General features: G+C 43.7%; 23 protein-coding genes. 5 read left to right on the top strand and 18 right to left on the bottom strand.

The features are described 5' to 3' along the window. Window positions 1-97: 97 nt before the first annotated feature. Window positions 98-709 (top strand): recombinase family protein, encoded by a 612-nt coding sequence (locus ACLTWA_RS13325; protein WP_412328387.1) that lies wholly within the window; start codon window positions 98-100, stop codon window positions 707-709. Window positions 710-772: 63 nt separating this feature from the next. Then, entirely contained in the window at window positions 773-1,147 is a 375-nt protein-coding gene (locus tag ACLTWA_RS13320) for a metal-dependent transcriptional regulator (RefSeq protein ID WP_412328386.1), read from the top strand. Between the two features lie 42 nt (window positions 1,148-1,189). Here ACLTWA_RS13320 and ACLTWA_RS13315 read toward each other — a convergent pair whose 3' ends face one another. The 9 genes from ACLTWA_RS13315 to ACLTWA_RS13275 all read right to left on the bottom strand — a co-directional run bounded on the left by ACLTWA_RS13315 (window position 1,190) and on the right by ACLTWA_RS13275 (window position 9,244). Next, entirely contained in the window at window positions 1,190-3,058 is a 1,869-nt protein-coding gene (locus tag ACLTWA_RS13315; protein WP_412328385.1) for a heavy metal translocating P-type ATPase, read from the bottom strand. A 124-nt stretch (window positions 3,059-3,182) separates the two neighbouring features. Next, complete coding sequence (locus ACLTWA_RS13310; RefSeq protein WP_412328384.1) at window positions 3,183-3,458, bottom strand: metal-sensing transcriptional repressor; 276 nt, start codon at window positions 3,456-3,458, stop codon at window positions 3,183-3,185. Between the two features lie 80 nt (window positions 3,459-3,538). Then, the gene (locus ACLTWA_RS13305) at window positions 3,539-3,763 is read right to left on the bottom strand and encodes a FeoA domain-containing protein (RefSeq protein WP_412328383.1); all 225 of its coding nucleotides are present in this window, start codon (window positions 3,761-3,763) and stop codon (window positions 3,539-3,541) included. 148 nt (window positions 3,764-3,911) lie between these two features. Next, entirely contained in the window at window positions 3,912-4,760 is an 849-nt protein-coding gene (locus ACLTWA_RS13300; RefSeq protein WP_412328382.1) for an ABC transporter permease, read from the bottom strand. A gap of 12 nt (window positions 4,761-4,772) precedes the next feature. Continuing rightward, window positions 4,773-5,966, bottom strand: a complete 1,194-nt coding sequence (locus tag ACLTWA_RS13295) for an extracellular solute-binding protein (RefSeq protein ID WP_412328381.1) — start codon at window positions 5,964-5,966, stop codon at window positions 4,773-4,775. Window positions 5,967-6,000: 34 nt separating this feature from the next. Continuing rightward, window positions 6,001-6,969, bottom strand: coding sequence for an ABC transporter ATP-binding protein (locus tag ACLTWA_RS13290; protein WP_412328380.1), 969 nt, complete (start codon window positions 6,967-6,969; stop codon window positions 6,001-6,003). Between the two features lie 26 nt (window positions 6,970-6,995). After that, entirely contained in the window at window positions 6,996-7,817 is an 822-nt protein-coding gene (locus tag ACLTWA_RS13285) for an ABC transporter permease (RefSeq protein ID WP_412328379.1), read from the bottom strand. Between the two features lies 1 nt (window position 7,818). Next, the gene (locus tag ACLTWA_RS13280; protein WP_412328378.1) at window positions 7,819-8,784 is read right to left on the bottom strand and encodes a CehA/McbA family metallohydrolase; all 966 of its coding nucleotides are present in this window, start codon (window positions 8,782-8,784) and stop codon (window positions 7,819-7,821) included. Continuing rightward, entirely contained in the window at window positions 8,774-9,244 is a 471-nt protein-coding gene (locus tag ACLTWA_RS13275; RefSeq protein ID WP_412328377.1) for a DUF6669 family protein, read from the bottom strand. Before ACLTWA_RS13275 ends, ACLTWA_RS13280 begins: the two co-directional genes overlap by 11 nt. A gap of 250 nt (window positions 9,245-9,494) precedes the next feature. On the opposite strand from ACLTWA_RS13275, the gene ACLTWA_RS13270 reads away from it, so the two are divergent. Further along, a complete protein-coding gene (locus ACLTWA_RS13270; RefSeq protein WP_412328376.1) occupies window positions 9,495-10,157 on the top strand; it encodes a TetR/AcrR family transcriptional regulator in 663 nt (220 codons plus the stop codon). A gap of 107 nt (window positions 10,158-10,264) precedes the next feature. Further along, window positions 10,265-11,425, top strand: coding sequence for a tyrosine-type recombinase/integrase (locus ACLTWA_RS13265; RefSeq protein ID WP_412328375.1), 1,161 nt, complete (start codon window positions 10,265-10,267; stop codon window positions 11,423-11,425). Window positions 11,426-11,477: 52 nt separating this feature from the next. Here the strand turns inward: ACLTWA_RS13265 and ACLTWA_RS13260 are convergent, their stop codons facing one another. The 5 genes from ACLTWA_RS13260 to ACLTWA_RS13240 form a co-directional block, all read right to left on the bottom strand. After that, window positions 11,478-12,242, bottom strand: coding sequence for a DODA-type extradiol aromatic ring-opening family dioxygenase (locus tag ACLTWA_RS13260; protein WP_412328374.1), 765 nt, complete (start codon window positions 12,240-12,242; stop codon window positions 11,478-11,480). Window positions 12,243-12,359: 117 nt separating this feature from the next. Further along, a complete protein-coding gene (locus ACLTWA_RS13255; RefSeq protein ID WP_412328373.1) occupies window positions 12,360-12,911 on the bottom strand; it encodes an N-acetyltransferase family protein in 552 nt (183 codons plus the stop codon). A gap of 52 nt (window positions 12,912-12,963) precedes the next feature. Then, a complete protein-coding gene (locus tag ACLTWA_RS13250; protein WP_412328372.1) occupies window positions 12,964-14,430 on the bottom strand; it encodes a diguanylate cyclase domain-containing protein in 1,467 nt (488 codons plus the stop codon). Window positions 14,431-14,804: 374 nt separating this feature from the next. After that, complete coding sequence (locus tag ACLTWA_RS13245) at window positions 14,805-15,332, bottom strand: nitroreductase family protein (protein WP_412328371.1); 528 nt, start codon at window positions 15,330-15,332, stop codon at window positions 14,805-14,807. Window positions 15,333-15,355: 23 nt separating this feature from the next. Then, the gene (locus ACLTWA_RS13240; protein ID WP_412328369.1) at window positions 15,356-16,237 is read right to left on the bottom strand and encodes an EFR1 family ferrodoxin; all 882 of its coding nucleotides are present in this window, start codon (window positions 16,235-16,237) and stop codon (window positions 15,356-15,358) included. Between the two features lie 95 nt (window positions 16,238-16,332). On the opposite strand from ACLTWA_RS13240, the gene ACLTWA_RS13235 reads away from it, so the two are divergent. Next, entirely contained in the window at window positions 16,333-16,935 is a 603-nt protein-coding gene (locus tag ACLTWA_RS13235) for a hypothetical protein (RefSeq protein WP_412328367.1), read from the top strand. 205 nt (window positions 16,936-17,140) lie between these two features. On the opposite strand, the gene ACLTWA_RS13230 is transcribed toward ACLTWA_RS13235, so the two are convergent. From ACLTWA_RS13230 to ACLTWA_RS13215, 4 genes are all read right to left on the bottom strand, one after another. Continuing rightward, window positions 17,141-17,965 carry a YitT family protein gene (locus ACLTWA_RS13230; RefSeq protein WP_412328366.1) on the bottom strand — a complete coding sequence of 275 codons (825 nt, stop codon included), beginning with the start codon at window positions 17,963-17,965 and terminating at the stop codon, window positions 17,141-17,143. Window positions 17,966-18,240: 275 nt separating this feature from the next. Beyond that, window positions 18,241-19,281 (bottom strand): [FeFe] hydrogenase H-cluster radical SAM maturase HydE, encoded by a 1,041-nt coding sequence (gene hydE, locus ACLTWA_RS13225; protein WP_412328365.1) that lies wholly within the window; start codon window positions 19,279-19,281, stop codon window positions 18,241-18,243. Between the two features lie 117 nt (window positions 19,282-19,398). After that, entirely contained in the window at window positions 19,399-19,722 is a 324-nt protein-coding gene (locus ACLTWA_RS13220) for a DMT family transporter (protein ID WP_412328363.1), read from the bottom strand. A 57-nt stretch (window positions 19,723-19,779) separates the two neighbouring features. Next, window positions 19,780-20,415, bottom strand: a complete 636-nt coding sequence (locus tag ACLTWA_RS13215) for an NUDIX hydrolase (RefSeq protein WP_412328362.1) — start codon at window positions 20,413-20,415, stop codon at window positions 19,780-19,782. Window positions 20,416-20,427 lie beyond the last annotated feature (12 nt).

Raw genomic sequence — 20,427 nt, 5'->3', positions numbered from 1 at the left:
AAAAAGGTACACCTTTTTAGCAATACGGTATGCTTGTCTTATTTTAAAATCTGCGCTTTCTGCCATACTAGAAACGACAGGAGGTTTTAAAAACAACATGAACAATTTTTACGGCTATGTGAGAGTATCAACCCTTGACCAAAATGTAGAACGGCAATTGGTTGAGCTTATCAAATGGGGAGTATTAGAAAAAAACATTTATTGTGATAGATTGTCAGGTAAGGACTTTAACAGGCCTCAGTATCAGAAATTAAAGCGGAAATTAAAAGAAGGCGACGTACTTGTTGTAAAAAGCATTGACCGGCTGGGAAGAAATTATGAGGACATTCAAAGGGAGTGGAGGGAGATTGTCAAATTAAAAAGAGCAGATATTGTCATTATTGATATGCCGATTCTTGACACGCGGACCAATAAGGATTTAATCGGTACCCTGATTTCTGACATTGTCTTACAGTTACTCTCCTATGTCGCCCAGGCAGAACGAGAGAACATTAAACAGAGACAGGCAGAAGGAATTGCTATCGCGAAGGCCCAGGGACGGCATCTGGGGCGTTTCCCAACCCCTCTTCCGGAGGAGTTCTATCCGGTTTACGAAAAGTGGAAGCAAAGGGAATACAGCCTTAAAACAGCGAGTGCGGCCCTTGGAATCACAATCAGCCAGTTTCGTACCATGATTAAAAAACATAAAAGCAACGAAAAGAAGACCTGACTTGAAAATACTTGCTGATCTGTGTTAAAATAAGAATAGATTATGCGGAAAGAAGGTGTTGTTATGAAGATTCAAGAATCTGCTGAAAACTATCTGGAGGCCATTTTGATGCTTCATAGACGAAACGGTCATGTGCGCTCCATTGACATTGCCGGAGAACTGGATTTCTCCAAACCAAGCGTCAGTGTAGCCATGAAAAATCTCCGTGAGAACGGGTACATTGAAGTAGATGAAAATGGCTACATCTCTCTGCGGAAGGAAGGGCAGGAAATTGCAGAAAAGATGTATGAACGCCACACCTTACTGTCTGACTGGCTCATCACTCTGGGCGTGAACCCACAGGTTGCCGTTGATGATGCCTGCCGGATTGAACACGTGATCAGTGCGGAAAGCTTTGCCGCCATTAAGGAACATGTGAACAGAGATAAAAAGTCATAAAAAAACGTGTGTAAGTCTGGTTTTTACTTACACACGTTTTTTTTATTTTTCCTTCCATTTCAGCAGAAACGCCGAGTTGATGATTACAAGAATGGAACCGGCATTATGTACCAGCGCACCGAATACGGGGTTCAATACTCCTGTCATGGCAAGCAGGATGGCAATGAAATTCAGGGTCATGGAAAATGCCAGATTGCATTTGATGGTCTTCATCATCCGTTTGGATAGCCGCAGCAGATGAGGAATTTCCTTTATATCGTCATTGACCAGGGCAATATCCGCCGCATCCACTGCAATATCACTACCGATTCCTCCCATTGCAATTCCCACATAAGCCTTTTTAAGAGCAGGCGCATCGTTTACCCCATCTCCAATCATACAGACATTTTCTTTTCCCTGTTCATAGGACTGGATCCACTTCATCTTATCCTCCGGAAGGCATTCAGCGTGAACTTCATCGATGTGAAGCCGGGCGGCAATCTGATTGGCAGCATTCTCATGGTCTCCGGTCAGCAGTACCGGCAGAACCCCTGCCATTTTCACCTGATCGATCATAGAAACAGCCTCCTGGCGCAGAGTATCAGACAGCGCCAGAAAACCCGCCGCCTCTTCTCCAACCGATACATAGACCACCGTACAGCCTTCCTTGAGATACTTCTCTCCGTTCTCTTCCTCCTCTTCCTTCAGGCAAATCCCTTTTGTAAGAAGCAGTTCCTGGCTTCCAACCATAACCTCTTTTCCAGCTACGCAAGCGCTCACTCCCCGTCCCGGCAGCATCTCAAAGGACGACGCTTCCGGCACCTCCTTGTTAATAGTCTCCCGGTAGCAGCGGGCCACGGCTTTCCCCAGCGGGTGCTCGGAACGGGCTTCTGCTCCTGCAGCAAATCCGTATAGCTCTTCATCGGATAATTCCTTTAAAAAACTCTGAACATGAGAGACGGCAGGTGTTCCATACGTCAGAGTTCCGGTCTTATCAAATGTTACCTTCTTAACTGACGCCAGACGCTCCAGAGCATCCCCCTCCCTTACCAGGAATCCATGTCTGGTGGCATTGCCGATGGCCGCCATAATGGCAGTCGGGGTGGCAAGTACAAGGGCGCAGGGACAGAATACTACCAGTATGGTGACTGCCCGTAAAATCTCCCCTGTGACAAACCAGGTCAGAGCCGCCGAAACAACAGCGATCACCACAATCCAGGTGGCCCAGCTATCCGCAATTCCCACGATCTTTGCTTTTCCTGCATCTGCAGACTGAACCAGACGGATCATTCTCTGTATGGAGCTGTCTTCTCCAACCTTTACGGCTTTCATATCAAAGGAACCAAACTGGTTGACCGAACCGCTTAATACTTCATCTCCCTGGCTTTTATCTACCGGAAGAGACTCTCCTGTCATTACCGCCTGATTGACAGAGGTCTGGCCGGAAAGGATCACACCGTCCACCGGAATAGTTTCCCCCGGCAGCACCCGCAGAATATCTCCCACCCTGATCTGCTCTGCCGGAACGGTCTCTTCCTTATTTAAAACCAGTCTTCTGGCAGTACGCGGGGTCAAGTGCACCAGCTTTTCGATTCCGGCTCTCGCCTTTTCCACCGTCAAATCCTCCAGCAAGGCACCCAGCTGCATGATAAAAGCCACCTCACCGGCAGCAAAATGTTCTCCGATGATGATAGAAGCAATCAGCGCAATGGAAACCAGCACATCCGCCTTTATATCAAATTCCGTAACAAGACCGATCACGGCTTCCAGTATGATCGGAATCCCGCACAGGAGAATGGGAACCCATGCCGCATCAAACGGCAGAGGGACCAGGTCAAAAAGACTGATGAAGAGAAACACCGCAGAAACTCCCAGAAATACCATATCTCTCTTACTGCCGCCCCATTCCAAAAGCTCTTTTAACTTTTCCATAATTTCCTCCCTTATATACCCATAGGGGTATCTGTATACTTTTACTATACCAATAGGGGTATGCGTTGTCAAGAGGCAAAAAAAGAAAGCCGGCTGTTATTTCAGCTCGGCTTTCGCTTGGATTTTAAGTCATATTGGCAAAACGTTCCACTGCTTTTGTAAAGCTTTCAATCGTCTTATCGGCATCTCCATGCTCAATTCCATCTCTGACACAATGATTGATGTGGCCTTCCAAAACCACCTGTCCGACTCTGTGGAGCGCAGACTTTGCTGCATTAATTTGTGCCAGTACATCTTCACAGGGAACATCCTCATCAACCATACGGTCGATGGCCTGGACCTGCCCAATTATTTTTTTTAAGCGCCGGTGCAGATTATCGGCATCCATACATTTTTTCATGTAACACCTCCATATACCGCCAGGGGTATGTGTACATTATGAGGCATAATCCATGGCTTGTCAATACTCCGTCCCGGGACTTAAGAGTACCCGGACACCTTGATTTCCTTTGCAATCTCCTTGCCAATAGCTACCCGTTTTTCTCCCACTCCAAGAATCACATTCCCATAATATTGTCCCACCACACGAACGGCTATGCCTTCCTTTAATTCATAGCTTTGCATAATCTCTGCGGTATGAGGGTCACACATCATCCAGCTGATGGTGCAGGTATCTCCGATTTTTACATCCTGTAATGATTCCATTGGTATCCTCCGTATTCTAAAATTCAGAGTTATTTTTACCAATCAAACACAGGAAATACGCTTTTAAAATTTTTACTTTTGAAAAATTTACACCATTATTTTTTACAGTGTTTCATACGATCCCACTGGCCTTGAGACCTGAATCTTACTATTTTCCATTTTCCCATACCTCGTCTTTCATATTGCTCTTAATGTAAACAACCGCCCCGCCAAGGCATAATAAGAACATCAGGACAGAAAAAGCCGCTGCTCTCTGGTAATCCAGATAAGTATTCACCTGCTGGTACAGGAGGATTCCCATCATCTTTGGATTATTAGGTCCTGTCAGATATGGTATTGTAAATGCACCCACCTGTCCCATCAGGATAAACGTTGCTGCCACGATCAGATCTTTATAGGTAAGAGGCAGTATGATGTACCGCAATATCCCCCGCCAGGAACAGCCTGCGTCCCTGGCACTTTCCACGTAAGAATCATTGATGGAGGATAATGCAGCCGATAAAAGCATGGCAGAAAAAGGAATATTAAACCATAAATTACATAAAACAATGCCTTTGATATCGTAAAGGAGTCCCGGCTGGTACATAATTCCGAACAGCTGCAGAAACCGGTTGATAAAGCCCGAATCTTTTATTACATTCATCACCGCATATACGGCTGCAATTCCCGGAATAAAACGTGGCAGAAGATATAGCCTTCCCATGATCCTGCTGATTCTGCTTTTGGAAAATCTTAAATAAAGAGCCAGAAGAAAGCTGAAAGTAATTCCAAAGATCATGGTGCATAATGCCTCCGCCATTGTAAAAACCAGACTTTCCACTGCATCCCTGCTGGTAAAGAAATACAGGTAATTATCCAATGTAAAGCTATTTGAAGCTGTTGTAAAGGACTTAAGGACCGTATTACAGATAGGAAATATAACAACCAGAGTCATAACCGCAAATGCCGGAAAAACCATTACATACGGGAGCCAACCCATGCTCTTTTTATTCTTCATTTCCAAACCTCATTATCTTGCCAAACTTCCGATTTCTTCTGCCCAGCGTTCTCTCACTTTATTTTGAAGGGTACCGATAGAGAAATAACGGATGGTATCAAAGTCTGTCTCCGCCAGCCAGTCCGCATGTTCCAGACCCTCCAATTTTGAAGCATCCACTACCGGGGAAGCAAACATGGTATTCCAGTCCTGTTTCTGGGCTTCATAGCTTAAATAGTAATCAATCACAGAAAGGGCAGCTTCTTTGTCTTTTGCGATCTTAGGAATGGCAAACCCTGCAAGGCCTCCTAAAAATGGTTCCTTTAACTGTGTCAGCTTAATGGAATCAGGCAGCGTTCCCTCACTTTTCTGGCTGAGGACCATATTTGCAAATGCCGGACACATATCAATCTGTTTGTTGGAAAGCAAATCTAAAGTTCCCGCATTTTTCATGGGATACTGTACCTTGCCTGCGGTCTGGTAAAGATATGGATGAAGGTCAGCCAGAAGTTTAAATGCATTGTCCCACTCTTTGGTATGCTCTGTCATCCATTTTTCATCGGATGAGGTGGCGGCTTCTTCTGGAAGCTGGTTATAGATCGTATTTGCTGTAAATGAAAAACCCGAGTTTCCTGTGGACGGATCATTATAGGAAAAACGTCCGGGGTGATCCTTGATCCACTGGTATAACTCGTCCGCTGTCTTAGGCGGCTCAGGAACTGCCTCTGAATTATACGCCAGATAAACAGAAGTTCCGCGGTAGGGAATAAAGGTATCTCCTATAATATTTTTTTTAAAAATCAGATTCTGGTAATTGGGGATCTTAGAGGTATCGATGGTTTCAAAAAAATCCTGACTGGTTTGCGCCAGTATTCCTGCAATCGCACTGTCATCAGTTGCAATCAAATCAAAATCCGTATCTGTCTCACCCGCTTTATAAGCTGCTGCCAGCCGGTCCGGAAGGCTCTGTTCACTTGTACCTGATACGACAAACTGAATCTCCACTTTTGCTTTTTTATTATACTCCGGAGAATTATTGTAGCTGTCTGCAATAGCCTGCAGGGCTTCTCTTACTTCCTGTCCCCCATTTCCCCATATAGTAACAACAGGAACATCACCTTTCCCTGAATTGGCAGCACTGCTGCAGCCGCTTAAAGAAACAAGCATTGCTCCGGCCGTAAGAAGGCACATTCCCTTTTTTATTGTTTTTTTCCAACTCTGTTTCATGACACGAATCTCCTTTTTGTGTTTGTCTTTTCTGTTAAGAAGCTGCGAAGTTTTTCTGATTGATAAAATTTATAAGAACCGGCTGATTGGTTTTATAATTTCCGGCCTCTTCCTTTTGAATGAATGCCTTTACGATCTGATTTTCAGGTGTTTGTACCAGTATTTGAACATAATGTCCCAGGGGCATGATCTGAATGACCCTGTAATCACTCTCTTCCGGCTGACACGGCGAAAGCATGACATCCTCCGGCCTGACCGCAACCGTTCTTCCCTCTGCTTCCATAAAGTTCATCTCACCTATGAAACCAGCCACAAAGCGGTTTGCCGGGCTGTCATATATTTCGGTGGGCTGCCCGATTTGTTCAATGGTTCCCCGGTTCAAAACTGCAATCCGGTCTGAAATCGCCATGGCCTCTTCCTGGTCATGGGTAACAAACACCACCGTGATTCCTGCCTCCTTCTGGATACGCTTTAACTCCTCCCTCATCTGGCCCCTGATCTTGGCATCCAGTGCAGAAAAAGGCTCATCCAACAGCAGAAGGGACGGTTTTAAAACAAGGGCCCTGGCAATGGCAATTCTCTGCTGCTGTCCCCCGGATAGCTGGGTGGGATATTTTTTTTCACTACCATCCATATTTACCATAGCAAGCATCTCCATGATATCCTTTTGCATCCGGTCCCTGGGAACTTTTCTCAGCTTTAAGCCAAATGCCATATTTTCATAAATAGTCATGTGAGGCCACAGATTATAGCTTTGAAATACCATCCCCGTAGGACGTTTTTCCGGAGGAAGCTCCTGTATTTCCATGCCGTCTAACAGAATCGTGCCGGAATCGATTTTATGGAATCCTCCTACGGCCCTTAAAATCGTTGTTTTCCCGCAACCGGACGGACCAAGCAAAGTCAGCAGTTCATTTTCATAAACCGATAGATTGATTCCTTCCACTCCCTCTGTGGCACTGAATTTTTTTGTAAGACCTTGTATAACCATTTTTTCTTTCATATTTCTGACGCCTCCATTTTCTTCAACTACATCTTCAGACCATTTGACAACGTTTCTGCACTTAAATATTTACGGAATATAATCAACAGAATAATGGAAGGTATTAACAGGATCATGGAAAATACGGCTCCTGCTGTTTCCGGAAATGACATTATAATTCCATATAGTTCACTTGGCATGGTATGAATGCCAGGCAGACCAATGAGAAGCGTTCCCTGGGCCTCCTCCATGGAGCCTAAAAAGGTATACAAAGATGCTACCACCACTCCCGGCCAGGCCATTGGCATTGTGATCTGAAAAAATACCCGGAGCGGAGACGCCCCCACATCTCTTGCGCTTTCTTCCTGCTGGATATGAACGGTCCGGAAGGAACCGCTGGGGATCCAAACCATAAACATCATGGTATTTACGATATGCACCAGCACCACTCCCGGAAACGTCCCAATCAGCTTAAGCTTATAAAACACCACTGCCATGGCCGTATAGATTCCCATTTTGGGAAATGCATTGGTAAGAAGGAAACTCAGCCGCACCAGGCTTCTTCCTTTAAACGAAAATCTTGCAATGGCATAAGCTGCTGGCAAGCATATGATAAGAGAACATAAGGTTACCACAACAGCCAGCATCAGGGACATTCCGATCGACTCCACCATCTGGCCCTTTGTCAGGATATAATTCCACCACTTGAACCCAAAGGTTCTTGGAATTACATCAGGGTATTCATATTGGCCTGCAAAGGACAGAGTCAGCATATGAAACAGAGGTCCATAGAAAAATAGTAGGAAGACCGCAAACAAAAGGTATTCTAAAAATTTAGCTTTTCCAAGACCGTAATACAAACGCTTCATGTTATTCCATTTCTCCTTTCCATCTCACAGGAGCACCGACTGCAAGAAGGTGGTCAAAATCACAGACAGCATCGTACAGCTTGATAACTGCTGCACAGGTACCTTTTTTTAACGGTATCTCAAATTCCTGCTCTAAATCAGTTCCCCATTCATCCACCGTCTGGTCATTCCATTTTATCTGGAGCTTCGTCTGGTATTCTCTATAATGCCTGTCCCAGTTAAAATAGGTGGAAGTGTTATCAAAGCGGACCTTTAACTTGCCGTTTACAACCTCCGAAGAAAAAAGAGGACCTCTTGTTATGACCGTACTTTGACGGAGAATGGCTGATAGAATACTGTCTGTCAGGCTGTCCGGTTCCTTTTCCATCATTGCATAAGTAATAAATACAGGTTCCTCTTTTGGCATTCCATGGATATCCTTTCCTGTTACAGCAGCAATTTTATATCCCTGTAGCACAAGCTCCTCCCAAAGATATAAGGCCTGTTCATTGCCTGACATACCATCTGCCATGGCTCCCAGGCCAGAGGATGTATTAAATACTTCTATATAATTCACATTGCACCAGTTTCTTACCTTCATTTCAAACCGGCAGCCAATCATCAGGGGAGCACCTAAGCAGAACGGATGAGCAATCCCTACTGCCGTCCCTCCTTCGGCTTTCAGTTTTATAAAAAAAGCATCGGGATTATCGGGATCCAATTCTGTAAAGTCAATCATATGCTGTAATCCAAGTGCCAGTATATGTCCATAAAATGTGGTTACTTCTACTCCCTTTAATATGGCAATATCAAACTTATTCTTCCTCACTTCCTCATCCGCCTTTTTGTGGCCGGAGCAGGTATTATGATCTGTAATTGCCAGTACTCCAAACTTATGGTCAGAAGCATACTTAACCAGCTGTGAAATCGTCATAGTACCATCTGACTCTGTGGAATGATTGTGAAGTTCCGCTCTTTTATAAATCATGACCTTCTCCTTTCACCGTGAGGCTGTAATTTGTATCATCGTTGAGTACATTCAGTACATGAAGAACAATTCTTAGATTTCCTCCCTGTAATCTCCATAGCAAAAATCCTTCGGAAGAGCCTTCAGGCGAGATATGAATTTCCTTTAACAAAAGATTCCTGTGGGCACTTCCAAGACAAGCTCCGTTATGGAATACAGATACATTGATTTCACTCTTTGGCATCTTTAAAAAGCGCTGTTCCATGCTTTCATCCATTTCCAGATCCGGCATATTACATAGTACGGCCCTCATTCCCTGTTTTTTCAGCTCTTCCAAATTTTTTAAAGGCTCTCTCTTGTCAAACTCAAAGGAAATATCCAGAGCTTCCACACTTTTAGGTAGAAAAAAAGAATAAGCAATATGCCCCTGATATCCGGCAGAGAGCTGTCCCGATGTTTTGTATAATTCTTTTACAATCATATTGATTCCTTTCTGCAGACGTACGTAATTACTATCGCAGTTTAACGAACCTGCAGCCTAATAACAATATACAAGGGGTAAAACATAAGTAAAATAAACTTAATTTTGTCGAATTTTGTACAATCCTGACGGATTTTACGTGTTCTTTACTCGGAATTCATGTACGGAGCACTCGGATACTTTATAATACGAAATGAGGCACTTTATGACCCCTTCAAACACGTTCTGTAGCTCAACAGGAGGGAAAAGAATGATGAACTCATCAGAATTGAAAAAAGAAATCATTTACACCAAACACAAGGAACAGCAAAATACTCTGATCTGCCATAGGGCTGAAAAGTTTTTCATTAATAAAGGAATACAGAAAACAAGTTTTTCTGCAATTGCATCTGCCTGCGGTGTCACCCGTTCTACCTTATATAAGTATTACAAAGATAAAGATGAACTCCTTTGGAGCATCTACCATAAGAAGATGCAAATTCTAAGCGAGGGAATGTATCAAAGCTTTTCTAACTCCCGTCACACTACCTATGACCGCTTTCATGCCTATTTTCATTTTTTGCAGGAAAAATACCGGACTGATCCGGACTGGTTTAAGTTCTTCAGCATCTTTTATGACAGCTGGCAGCACGAAACAAGCAGACGTTCCTCCGAACATTATCAGAAAGTATTTCAAAAAGGGGACTTTGGATCTAAGGATACGGTTCGGTTTCTATGTAAAAATTTTAATGACGGTTCGGTCAGAGAAGACCTGGATGCGGAAACAACGGCCGTAGCCTTAACGTATGCAGGGCTGCATATTGTATTGGGACTGCTGCGCTCCCCTCAGGCATTATCCATAAAATACGGGATTCATTCAGAGGAAATGATAGATTCAGCCTTCCGCTTTATACTGAACGGCTTAAAACAGTAAAATGTTTATATATGAATGTTTTAACCCAATATATGGTAATATTTGGTAAATAATTTCCAGCAAAATTCGTCTTATAATAAATCATTATAAGTAAAAGGAGTTTTGCCATGCCAAGAAGAGGAGAAAACATTTATAAACGAAAGGATGGCAGGTGGGAAGGAAGGCGATTAAAAAAAGACGGAAAATACCAGTATTTTTATGATCAGACCTACAAAGGCGTAAAAGAAAAGATGAGAAACGCTGCGGAAACTGCTAGGCAGGAAAAGAAACTGCTGACCGGCGGTTCCCAGAGTGCAGCCTGCTTATTTAAAGAATGGCTGGAAGAAACTGCTTCCAGAGTAAAACCTTCTACTTTTGAAAGCTACTACCGCTGCATAACCAAGTACGTCATACCGTTTTATGAAAAGAACTGTTATGACCGGATCACGGAAGATTCGGTCATACGTTTTACAAAGCTGATCAAAGAGGAAACCGAGCTTGCGGATTCTTCCAAAAAGAAGAATCTGACCATCTATAAGATCGCGTTAAAGGAAATTTTGAAAAATTCTCCCCAATGTGCTCCCATGCTTGAACACATCAAACCTCCCAAACCGGCAGATAAGGAAGTGGAGGTATTTACCATGAAGGAACAGCGTCTGGTGGAACATACGGCCTTACATGACAGGGACAAGCGGGCCGCTTTAATCATTCTGTGCTTTTATACGGGCATCCGCCTTGGGGAACTGTGCGGTCTTAAATGGAAGGATATTGACATGGAAACCGGCACCTTAACCGTGAAACGCACGGTATCCCGTGTCCGTAACTTTGAAGACGGGGAGGACAAGACCGCTCTCTTTGTAGGATCTCCAAAAAGCCGCAAATCCTTAAGAAAGATTCCATTGCCGGGATTTTTAATCGGCATGTTACGGGAATGTTACAGACAGTCCGCAGAGAATTCTTATATACTTTCCGGCAGACAGACACCCTATGATCCCCGCCGTTTTCAGAAACTTTATAAAAGGATATTAAAAAAAGCCGCTGTTTCCGATCGGAAATTCCATGCCATCCGCCATACCTTTGCCACCCGGGCCCTGGAACTTGGAGTGGATATCAAAACCATAAGCGAACTTTTAGGTCATTCCAGTGTTTCCATCACATTGAATGTGTATGCCCATTCTCTGATGGAACAGAAAAAAGCGGCTATTGAAAAGTTCAACAGCTTATATTACTTAAACGAGGAGGAGGGCATGGTTTTGGAACCATCTTCGATTTCGGAACGTTTTACATAACGGAAGCAAAAAGACGGTCAATTACACATGGACCGTCTTTTTGCTTCCGTATTTAAAATTCAAACCCCAGATAAGTAAGGGTGCCATAGGCATAGCTCCGGTGCAGCAGCTTTTTCGTCTCTGTCTGTCCGCTGCCCATTGCAATAAAGAGAGGAACTATATGTTCTTCTCTGGGTACCGCGAGCCTTACATGAGGAGCGAGCGTCTGATAATTATACAATTCCTCAAGGCTTGCATGTTCTACCTTATCAATCAGCCAGTCATCAAATTCCACCGCCCAGGATTCCGGTTCCCTTGCATCTCCTTTTAAGGTTGCCAGATTGTGTACGGTGGAACCGCTTCCGATGATAAGGATATCTTCTTCAGGCAGAGAGCTTAAGGCTTCGCCAATGCAAAATTGTTCTTCCATGGGCCGAAATGGATTGATGGATATCTGAACCACCGGAATCTCCGCATTTGGATACATCATGGAAAGCAGGGACCAGGTTCCGTGATCCAGCCCCCTTTTTTCATCAAGATTCGATGGAATTTTTTTAGCCTCCAACAGCTGCTTTATCCTTTTTGCCAGTTCCGGGGAACCTTTTGCCGGGTACTGTTTCCGGTAAAGTTCTGCTGGAAAACCATAGAAATCGTAAATCATATCATAGGTTCCTTCAATGGAAGAAATCGCTGTGACCTCTGTTTCCCAGTGTGCCGTAAACAGTATTATGGCTTTTGGTTTATACTGGGTTCCAATCGTTTTTAATAAACGGGTAAATTCATTGTCTTTTAATACAAGGTCCGGTGCTCCATGACATAGAAACATAGGATGTATCATTATCATTCTCCTTTCGTTCCACAGGATAGGGCATACCGTGTATGCCATACTCTATTTATAACAGAATAATCCGACAATTTCAATAACACCCGGGCCTTTGAACGTTTTTTCCATTTCCTAAATCACAGAAGATATTCTGCCCATGACAATGGTATCATAAAAGCGGCCGTCAGAAAGAAGCTTATCATTTCTCAGCACTCCCTCCACTTTAAATCCCATATCCATATACAGAAGAATCGCCTTTTTATTGGTTTCCAGGACTTTTAATTCCATCTTTTTGATTCCGCTTTTATCTGCCCAGGCAATGGCCTGGCCAAGAAGGTTCTTACCGATCCTGTGTCTCCAGTAATCTTTCCTGACACATACCCCAAAAGTCACCTTATGAAATAAGCGTCTTAATGAACTGCCTTCGCATCTGGCAAACCCTATGGGTATATCATCCACCGCAGCCACCAGAAAGAGATGGTTTGGAGCCGCAGTGTCTTCTTTGATCATCTGGCTCCAATCGGCCTGACTCAATAAATTTTCTCCGGCTTCCCTGTCTAAAAATTCGGTTTCTCCGTCAATTATGACTCCCAGCTCCGGCAAATATGCTGCATCAGATTCTGCAGCGGACCGAATGGTATAGTCTAAACCGTGTACCTCATATTCCTTTGCTTCTATTCTCATACTTTGCCCCTTTTCTGACCGGAAGATCATTTGTCCGGTCCTTTTCTTTTGTTTATTTGATGATGCATGCCTGGTTGCGCCCTTTTTCCTTGGACTGATACAGAGCTTCATCGGCACGTTTTACCGCTTCACTATAATCTTTGTCCGTATCTCTGAAAAAAGATATGCCTACAGAAACGTTGATGGTTAATTCCCCGTTTGCATCCCCTACTTTTAAATCGGCAATTTTAGCCAAATATTTATCACAAAAATCAACAACTGCCTTTTCTTTCATTCCGTACAGGATCATAATGAACTCATCTCCACCCCAGCGGATAATCTTATCAGAGCTTCTTAAAAAATCTTTTGTCACATTGACAAATTCTTCCAGCACCAGATCGCCGGCTGAGTGTCCATGTTTATCATTGATGTCTTTAAAATGATCCAGGTCACACATCATGATTCCCGGTCCTTCTCCCAGCTTCTTATATTTGTTAAATGCCTCCTGCAAATCCTTCTCTCCGCTTCTTCTGGTTCCGGCTCCGGTCAGAGAGTCCACGTTCAGCTCCGATTCCATCAGGTGCTTTGTCTTCCAATGATATAGATTCTCAATCATGGAAACAGAACTCAGGCCAATGAAAAGAATGAGTACCAGCAATAATACCAGCAAAAATGTGAGCCTGGATACCATATCACCGCTTTCCCCGTCAATCTGCTCCAGATAAGGATCAAGATCATCAAGGCTTATGCCCATGGTGATGACCCAGTCATAATCCTTATACAATTTGGAATAGGCCAGTCTTTCCGATTCTTTTCCCTTCTCAAAATCATTGATCCGGTAGGTCAAAAAAAGCTCTCCGTTCCGGTTGATTCCCTGAAGCTCTGTCAGATAAGGAAAACTTCCCGTAACATCAGAAATATCTGTGGAAAAATATTTCCCTTCATTTTCCGGCATGTCCTGGTAGACCCTTCCGATTGCGTAATTCTTTCCTCCCCCGTAATTGAGGATCTCATTGATCCAGATATGGGAATTGCCGGCAAAGGTAATTCCTTTCACGGAATTGGAAATCTCCTCCTTTACAAGGGTTTCCGTATGTTCCTTTGTAACTCCGATGAGAAACCGGTAAGTTCCTTTTCTGGATATCTGGTAAGAGGTAAAGGTTTCGGAATTTTTAAAGACCGTATCTTCCCAGGTGGTACCGGAAATATTATGAGGATCATAGACCGGCTTTTTCTCTGCCTCATCCCATAGAACGGCTGTAATGGATTCATAGTCGGGATTGTCCATAAAAAATCCGGTAAAGAAATCTGCAAATTCTTTGTCCGAAAGATCCGTCTTCAGATGAATGGCTGCAAATGTCCGGTTTACCAACGCTTCCTCATATAAGGATCTGCGGATTCGCTTCGTATCAATTTCAGAAATCAGATTATTGACTGTATCCTTTAAAAAATCTTTCTTTATGCTGTAGATTGCTTCTTTCGATTTTCCAATGTATATTTCACCGACCTTATCAATGGAAAACAAATAAAAACATACCATAACCGCACAGATCATACTGCTGATTACAGTTAAAAGTATTGCATATTTACGACGAATAACAAATTCCCCCTTTCCCCTTATTCCCTGGTTCTAAAGGCAGAAGAGCCGTCACTTAAACCGGACTAATCAAAATCAGTATATCACATGGATAATCAATTGTCTTATGCTATATCAATGAAAAGTTCTTAATGTTACATCCAATTATGGAAAAAACGGGTACCGGAAACAAAAAAAGAGCATCCCATAAGCTGATATACTGCCACGGGATGCCCTTGTTTCCTCAATGCGTTTGGTTGATGGAAATATACTTCAATCATTCTGGTCATATTTTGTTAGTTATTTATAACAGGTGATCGTTTCCCCCTAAGACCGGATCAGAACCTCTCTCTGTGGACAGAGGACCGTTGCAAATCTTCCTCTTTATAAGGCGCTTTTTCTTCTGCCTTCCGGCCAAAGGCCAGAATATTCAAAACACCGTAGGATTCCGGTATATTTAACAGGTTCCGGACTTCTATCTCAGCATCAGCTGACGCGCTCTGGCGGTTGCGGATCTGGATCCAGACAGATCCCAGGGAAAGGCTTTCCGCTTCCAGCATCATCATCGTAGCCGCAATGGAGGCATCTTCCACCCATACGTCACTTTTCCGGCTGTCTGCAGTCACAACAATGGCGCAGGCCGCACTGTCTAACCCTGCAGTTCCCATATTTTTGCAGTTCTTTAATGCTTGAATGGTATGGGGATCTTCTACCAGAATCAGTTCCACCGGTTTTTTATTTTTAGAAGAGGGAGCCAGAAGACCGGCTTTTAATATTTTCTCCACCTCTTCTTTTGTAAGTTTTTCTTCCCTAAACTTTCGGATGGATCTTCTTCGTTTCAGGATTTCTAACATTTCGTCTGGCATTTTATTCTCCTTTCAATTCTCTGTTATTCATTTAAGTATTTGATGACCCCGCTCCACTGCTGGTCCGAAGCGGCATTATATTTTGCTTTGGGTGGTTTTTGATTTGCCTTCCGGCTCATGCTTTTTATGTCAAATCCATCTTTTAACACAGCCGATTTCATGACTCCCGGAACAATTGCGCTCCGGCTGCAGGCATAAATGCATTTCATGCACCACATGCACCGGAATCCAAATCCGGGCCTTCCGTGTTTCATGCGGATATTCTTTTTGGGACATTCCCGGATACACTGACCGCACTGGTTACAGTCTGAATTAGCGGTGAGCCTGGAGCCGAAAATCCTGGCTCCCATATGCTCTGCGATTCCAAATGCAGTAATCAAACGGTCTTTTCCCTGGGGCGTCGTCAGCCGTTTCTTTCCTTCCATCAAATCCTTAATAATCCCCCTTATCTTATCGGGAAGAACGGTAAAAAGAGCAAGGTTTATCTGACTTTCAGCCTGAGCAGCAAAATTAGACGGCATGACAAGCATTGCCTCATAAACAACATCATAGTTTCTTTTCTTCAAATGCTTTTTGCAGGGAACACGGCAGGCCGTATTGGGAGAGACTTCCCCGCCGCCGGAGACCGAAAGAATTGCTGCCGGCTTATGATTTCCACTGGGCAGCTTTTTTACCCATTGTTCCGTCAGTTCCGCCAGGCGGAATGCGTAGACCGGAGAAAGAATGATCAATAAGTCCCATTTCTCTTTGCTGATATCCGGATCTTTTGCAATATTCTTTTTCGTAACCTTGATCCCCTGCTCTTTTAGCTGGCGTTCCATGGACTCTGCCGCATACTCTGTTCCGCCTGTTCCTGAGAAATAGGCCAGCACCACCCTCTGATAACTCCTTTTGATTTTTTCCATTTAAACCCCTCTTTCTTTATTTTATCATGACTCTTTCAAACATTTTGTTTCATCCGCATATAATAGTACACAATTATTTGATACAGGAGCCGAATATGAGTGAAAGAAATAGCGATATGAGAGGAACCATAACCCAGGCCGGAGACATCATGCAGGCTCAAAATGTTCTGGTGGAGGAGGTCAATACCCCTGACAGCAGGACCGGTTATATCCTGATCTCTTACCTGGTCACAGGGGAAAACAATATGCATTTTACCGAGCTTCTCCAGTTAAATGTAGGCTGGGATACAATACTGACCAACCAGTTCAATGAACCCATCAGTTTATGCAGGATCATCAAAGGGATGAGAATCGATGCCTGGTTTTCCGCCTCCATGACAAGAAGCATTCCCCCTCAGTCAAACGGATACCGGATCGTGGCATTTTTACCTGCTCCCAGCATCCGTACCCTTACAGACCGTGTTGCTTATACAGATCCGGCCAGCGGTTTTCTCTATACCGGAAACCCCAACAACATTGCAGATCAGATCCGGTTCGTCATCTCCAACAGGACCCAGTTGATCGATCAAAGCGGCAATGCCATTTCCCTGGATTCATTTCAGCCCGGTCAACTGGTCCGTGTGGAATACGGAGATTTTCAGACCGACAGTATTCCGCCACAGACCCCTGCTTTTCTCGTTCAGGTACTCACTTTCTAGATTCCTGTTGAAACAGCCGGCCACTCCAAATACAGACAGGAGAAACGGCTGTTTCCGGTTTCTGTTTTGATTTCTGCCCCTGTTACCTTTCATTATAAGAGAACTTTCAGATTTATACAACCAGAAAGAGCAGGACACCGGTACGGCAAAAAAAGACCTACCGGCAGGATACCCCCGGTAAGTCTTTTACAGACATCTTTATGGTTTATTCCACATCAAAGCCTCTTCCGATGATGCTGTTGCTTCTGCTGGCGCAGATAAAGCTGTCATCCTGAAAAGATTTTACATAGTCTCTTATGGCAATCAGTTCCTGCTGGCTCAAGACAGACTGAATAAGGATTTTTTTCTTTACATTGGTAGTATCCATTGCCTGAATAAATGTAGCGCCCCGGTTCAATTCGTCCCGAATGAACTGGGTGATCTCCAGATACTGGTCCGACATAATGCTCACATTATAATACTTTTCAAATCCCATAATCAGCTTATCCGTTACCGCACTCTGTACAAATGTACAGATCAGTGAATAAATGATCATTGTAACGTCTCCATATATAATAGAGGAGCCAATGACAACGGAATTAATGATCATATAGTAGGTTCCTACTGAAATGCCCTTTTTCTCCTTTAGGTACAAAGCCACAATGGATTCCGGACCGTTGGCTACCCGCTGCTTCATAATAATTCCGCCGGCAATTCCACCTACGACTCCACCGCTGACCGCTGCTGCTATGGGGTCGGTATAAAGCGGCGGCAAATACCGGTTTACAATTCCCACATAAAAGGTAAACATAAAATAACTGAATCCGGCATAAAAAATCTGTTTTTTATTATAGCTAAAAAACGACCAGACAAAAATCGGCAACGCCATAAACACCAGCAGAAACTGGACATCTGCTCCGGTCAGCCGGTTGATGACTGCCGCAAGCCCCCCCAACCCGGTCGCTACTAAATTATTGGTATTTAGTATCTGACAATACGCACATGCAGAGATAAACTGCCCCACTGCGATCCAAAATAGCTTCTTCTTCATTGCTGCTCTCCTCATATAGTACCTATATTCTGTTTTCGTATCCTGTACTGCATGCCTCTACATCGCCATAATTATATAGAGTTCATACCAGATACGCAACAACATCTATTTGACATTTTTTGAACCATTTTCTATTTATATGAGAATAGCAGCTTTCATTTTCGGAATAATTTTCATATTGTTCTTTAAAATATGCAAAGTGGATGGGCGTTTCCGTTATAATAATCAAAAAAAGTGGTTATTCGTCACAAAAGTTTGTAAATATCGTCTATCCGTCATATCTCTACAAAATCCCCTCGTTTTTCCACGATTTCATAACCAATGGAAGAAACCCGGTTTCTTAAGCAGACATTGCATTCTGCGGCCTCTTCCCCGGTACAGATTTTGTTGTCATAAAGCTCATATTTTTTCCGTACTCCTATAGGGGATAAATTGGGCATCAGTACGTTGGAGCCGGAGAGAATGCCTTTTTCCCTTCCCTTTGGGTCCAGGGTTCCAAGGGCTGTGGTGGAAGGAAGCAGGGCATTGGGGAGCATAAGTCTTAATATTCCGATGAGAAATAAGGTTAAGTCAACGCTTCCCGCCGGAAAATCCCTAAATGGAGTGTCTTTATGAGGAATAAACGGCCCGATCCCCACCATATGAGGCGACAGTTCCCTGATAAATTCCAGATCCTCAGCAATGCACTCCGCCGTCTGATAGGGAGAGCCTACCATAAATCCGGTTCCCACCTGATAACCGATCTTTTTTAAATTCCGCAGACATTCCTTCCGGTTTGCCAAGGACAGGGAAGAAGGATGAAGCCTGGAATAATGAATCTCATCCGCTGTTTCATGGCGAAGAAGGAAACGGTCCGCTCCTGCTTCATAGTATTTTAAGTACTGGTCATAGGTCTTTTCCCCGATGGAAAGGGTGATGGCACAATCCGGATATCCCTTCCGGATGGCCTCAATAATATCCACCATGACCTCATCCGTATAATAAGGATCTTCTCCGCCCTGAAGCACAAAGGTCCGAAATCCCAGCTCATGTCCGCTCTTACAGCAGGAAAGGATTTCCTCCTTATTCAGACGGTACCGGTCCGCATGCTGGTTCCCTCTTCTGATTCCGCAGTAATAACAGTCATTCTTGCAGTAATTGGTAAATTCAATCAGCCCCCTGATATAAACTTCCTTATCAAAATATTTCTCACTATAGGTTCTTGCAAGGGAAAATAAATAATCGCTTGTCTCCTGGTCGTAATTCTCTAACAGCTCAATGAATTCATCTTTCTCCAGGTTATGTGTCTGATACAGTTTATCAATTATGTGTTTCATATTCTAAGCTCCTTGTTATAGAAGAATGGTATGTTTATACTACCATTTTATCAGCCATTGGGAAAGAGATATTTTACTTGTTCTTTCACTGGTATTATATGGATTCCAGTTCCTGCATCAATGAACAGCTCCAAACATATTTAAAAGAACACAGCCGGCGATGATTAAAATAATTCCGATCACACCTGCAAGCGAGACTCCCTGCTTAAACAGAACAGCGGAAATAACCGTAGTTGCCACGATCCCGATCCCGGACCAGGTGGCATATGCAACGCCTAAATTGATCTTATCAAGGGCTCTTGACAGTAAGTAAAAACATAGAATATAAGCCAGAATACAGCTTAATGTAGGGACCAGGCGCTTAAAACCGTCAGAATATTTTAATAAGGTAGTTGCCACAAGCTCCAGTGCAATGGCAGTTCCTAAAAATAAATAATGCATGGAAAATCTCCTTTTGCTGTTTTTTCCTTTTGTCCATAACGCTTTGCATCCACCTCTTTACCGGATGCAGTATTCTTTCATCAATTCCACTGCCGACCTGGCGATCTGGGCTGTCATGCCCCAAATCGTAACCGGACCGTACTGGTAAAATAATATCTCATGGTCCCCATTGGCCCACGGATATTTTTCTCCGCCCGGTATCCATTCATAAGGAAAGTCTTCCGGCAGTTTTTGGACCAGCTGGCTCATATAGGTTCTTGGCTGGTTGTTTATAAAAAATTCAAGAGGCACTTTTACGATTGCCTCCACTTCATCGGTACTGAATGTATCATGATAATCCTCTATCGTTCCGATAAATGAATGGATCATCAACTGAAACGGGGACAAATAAATGTCACCAGGTCCCATGACTTTAATCTGTCTGTAACGGACATTTAATTCCTCCACGGTCTCTCTGACCGCACAGGCTTTGAGTGATTCTCCCGGCTCCAGCTTCCCCCCCGGGAAGCAGATTTCCCCCGGCTGGTGCCTCAACTTTGGAGACCTTTTTTCAAACAAAAGATGGGGAGTCCCGTCAACATCAATGACAGGAACCAAAACCGCATACTTTTTAAATAGCTCTTCTCCTATGATTTCCGGCCTTCTGCCCGATAATCTTTTCTTTTTCAGAGTTGCAGCCTCCTTTCCTTCCATTTATGTTCCCAT

This window comes from Lacrimispora sp. (assembly GCF_046972725.1).
Classification (GTDB): domain Bacteria; phylum Bacillota; class Clostridia; order Lachnospirales; family Lachnospiraceae; genus Lacrimispora.
This window is presented reverse-complemented; position numbering and strand designations above follow the sequence as displayed.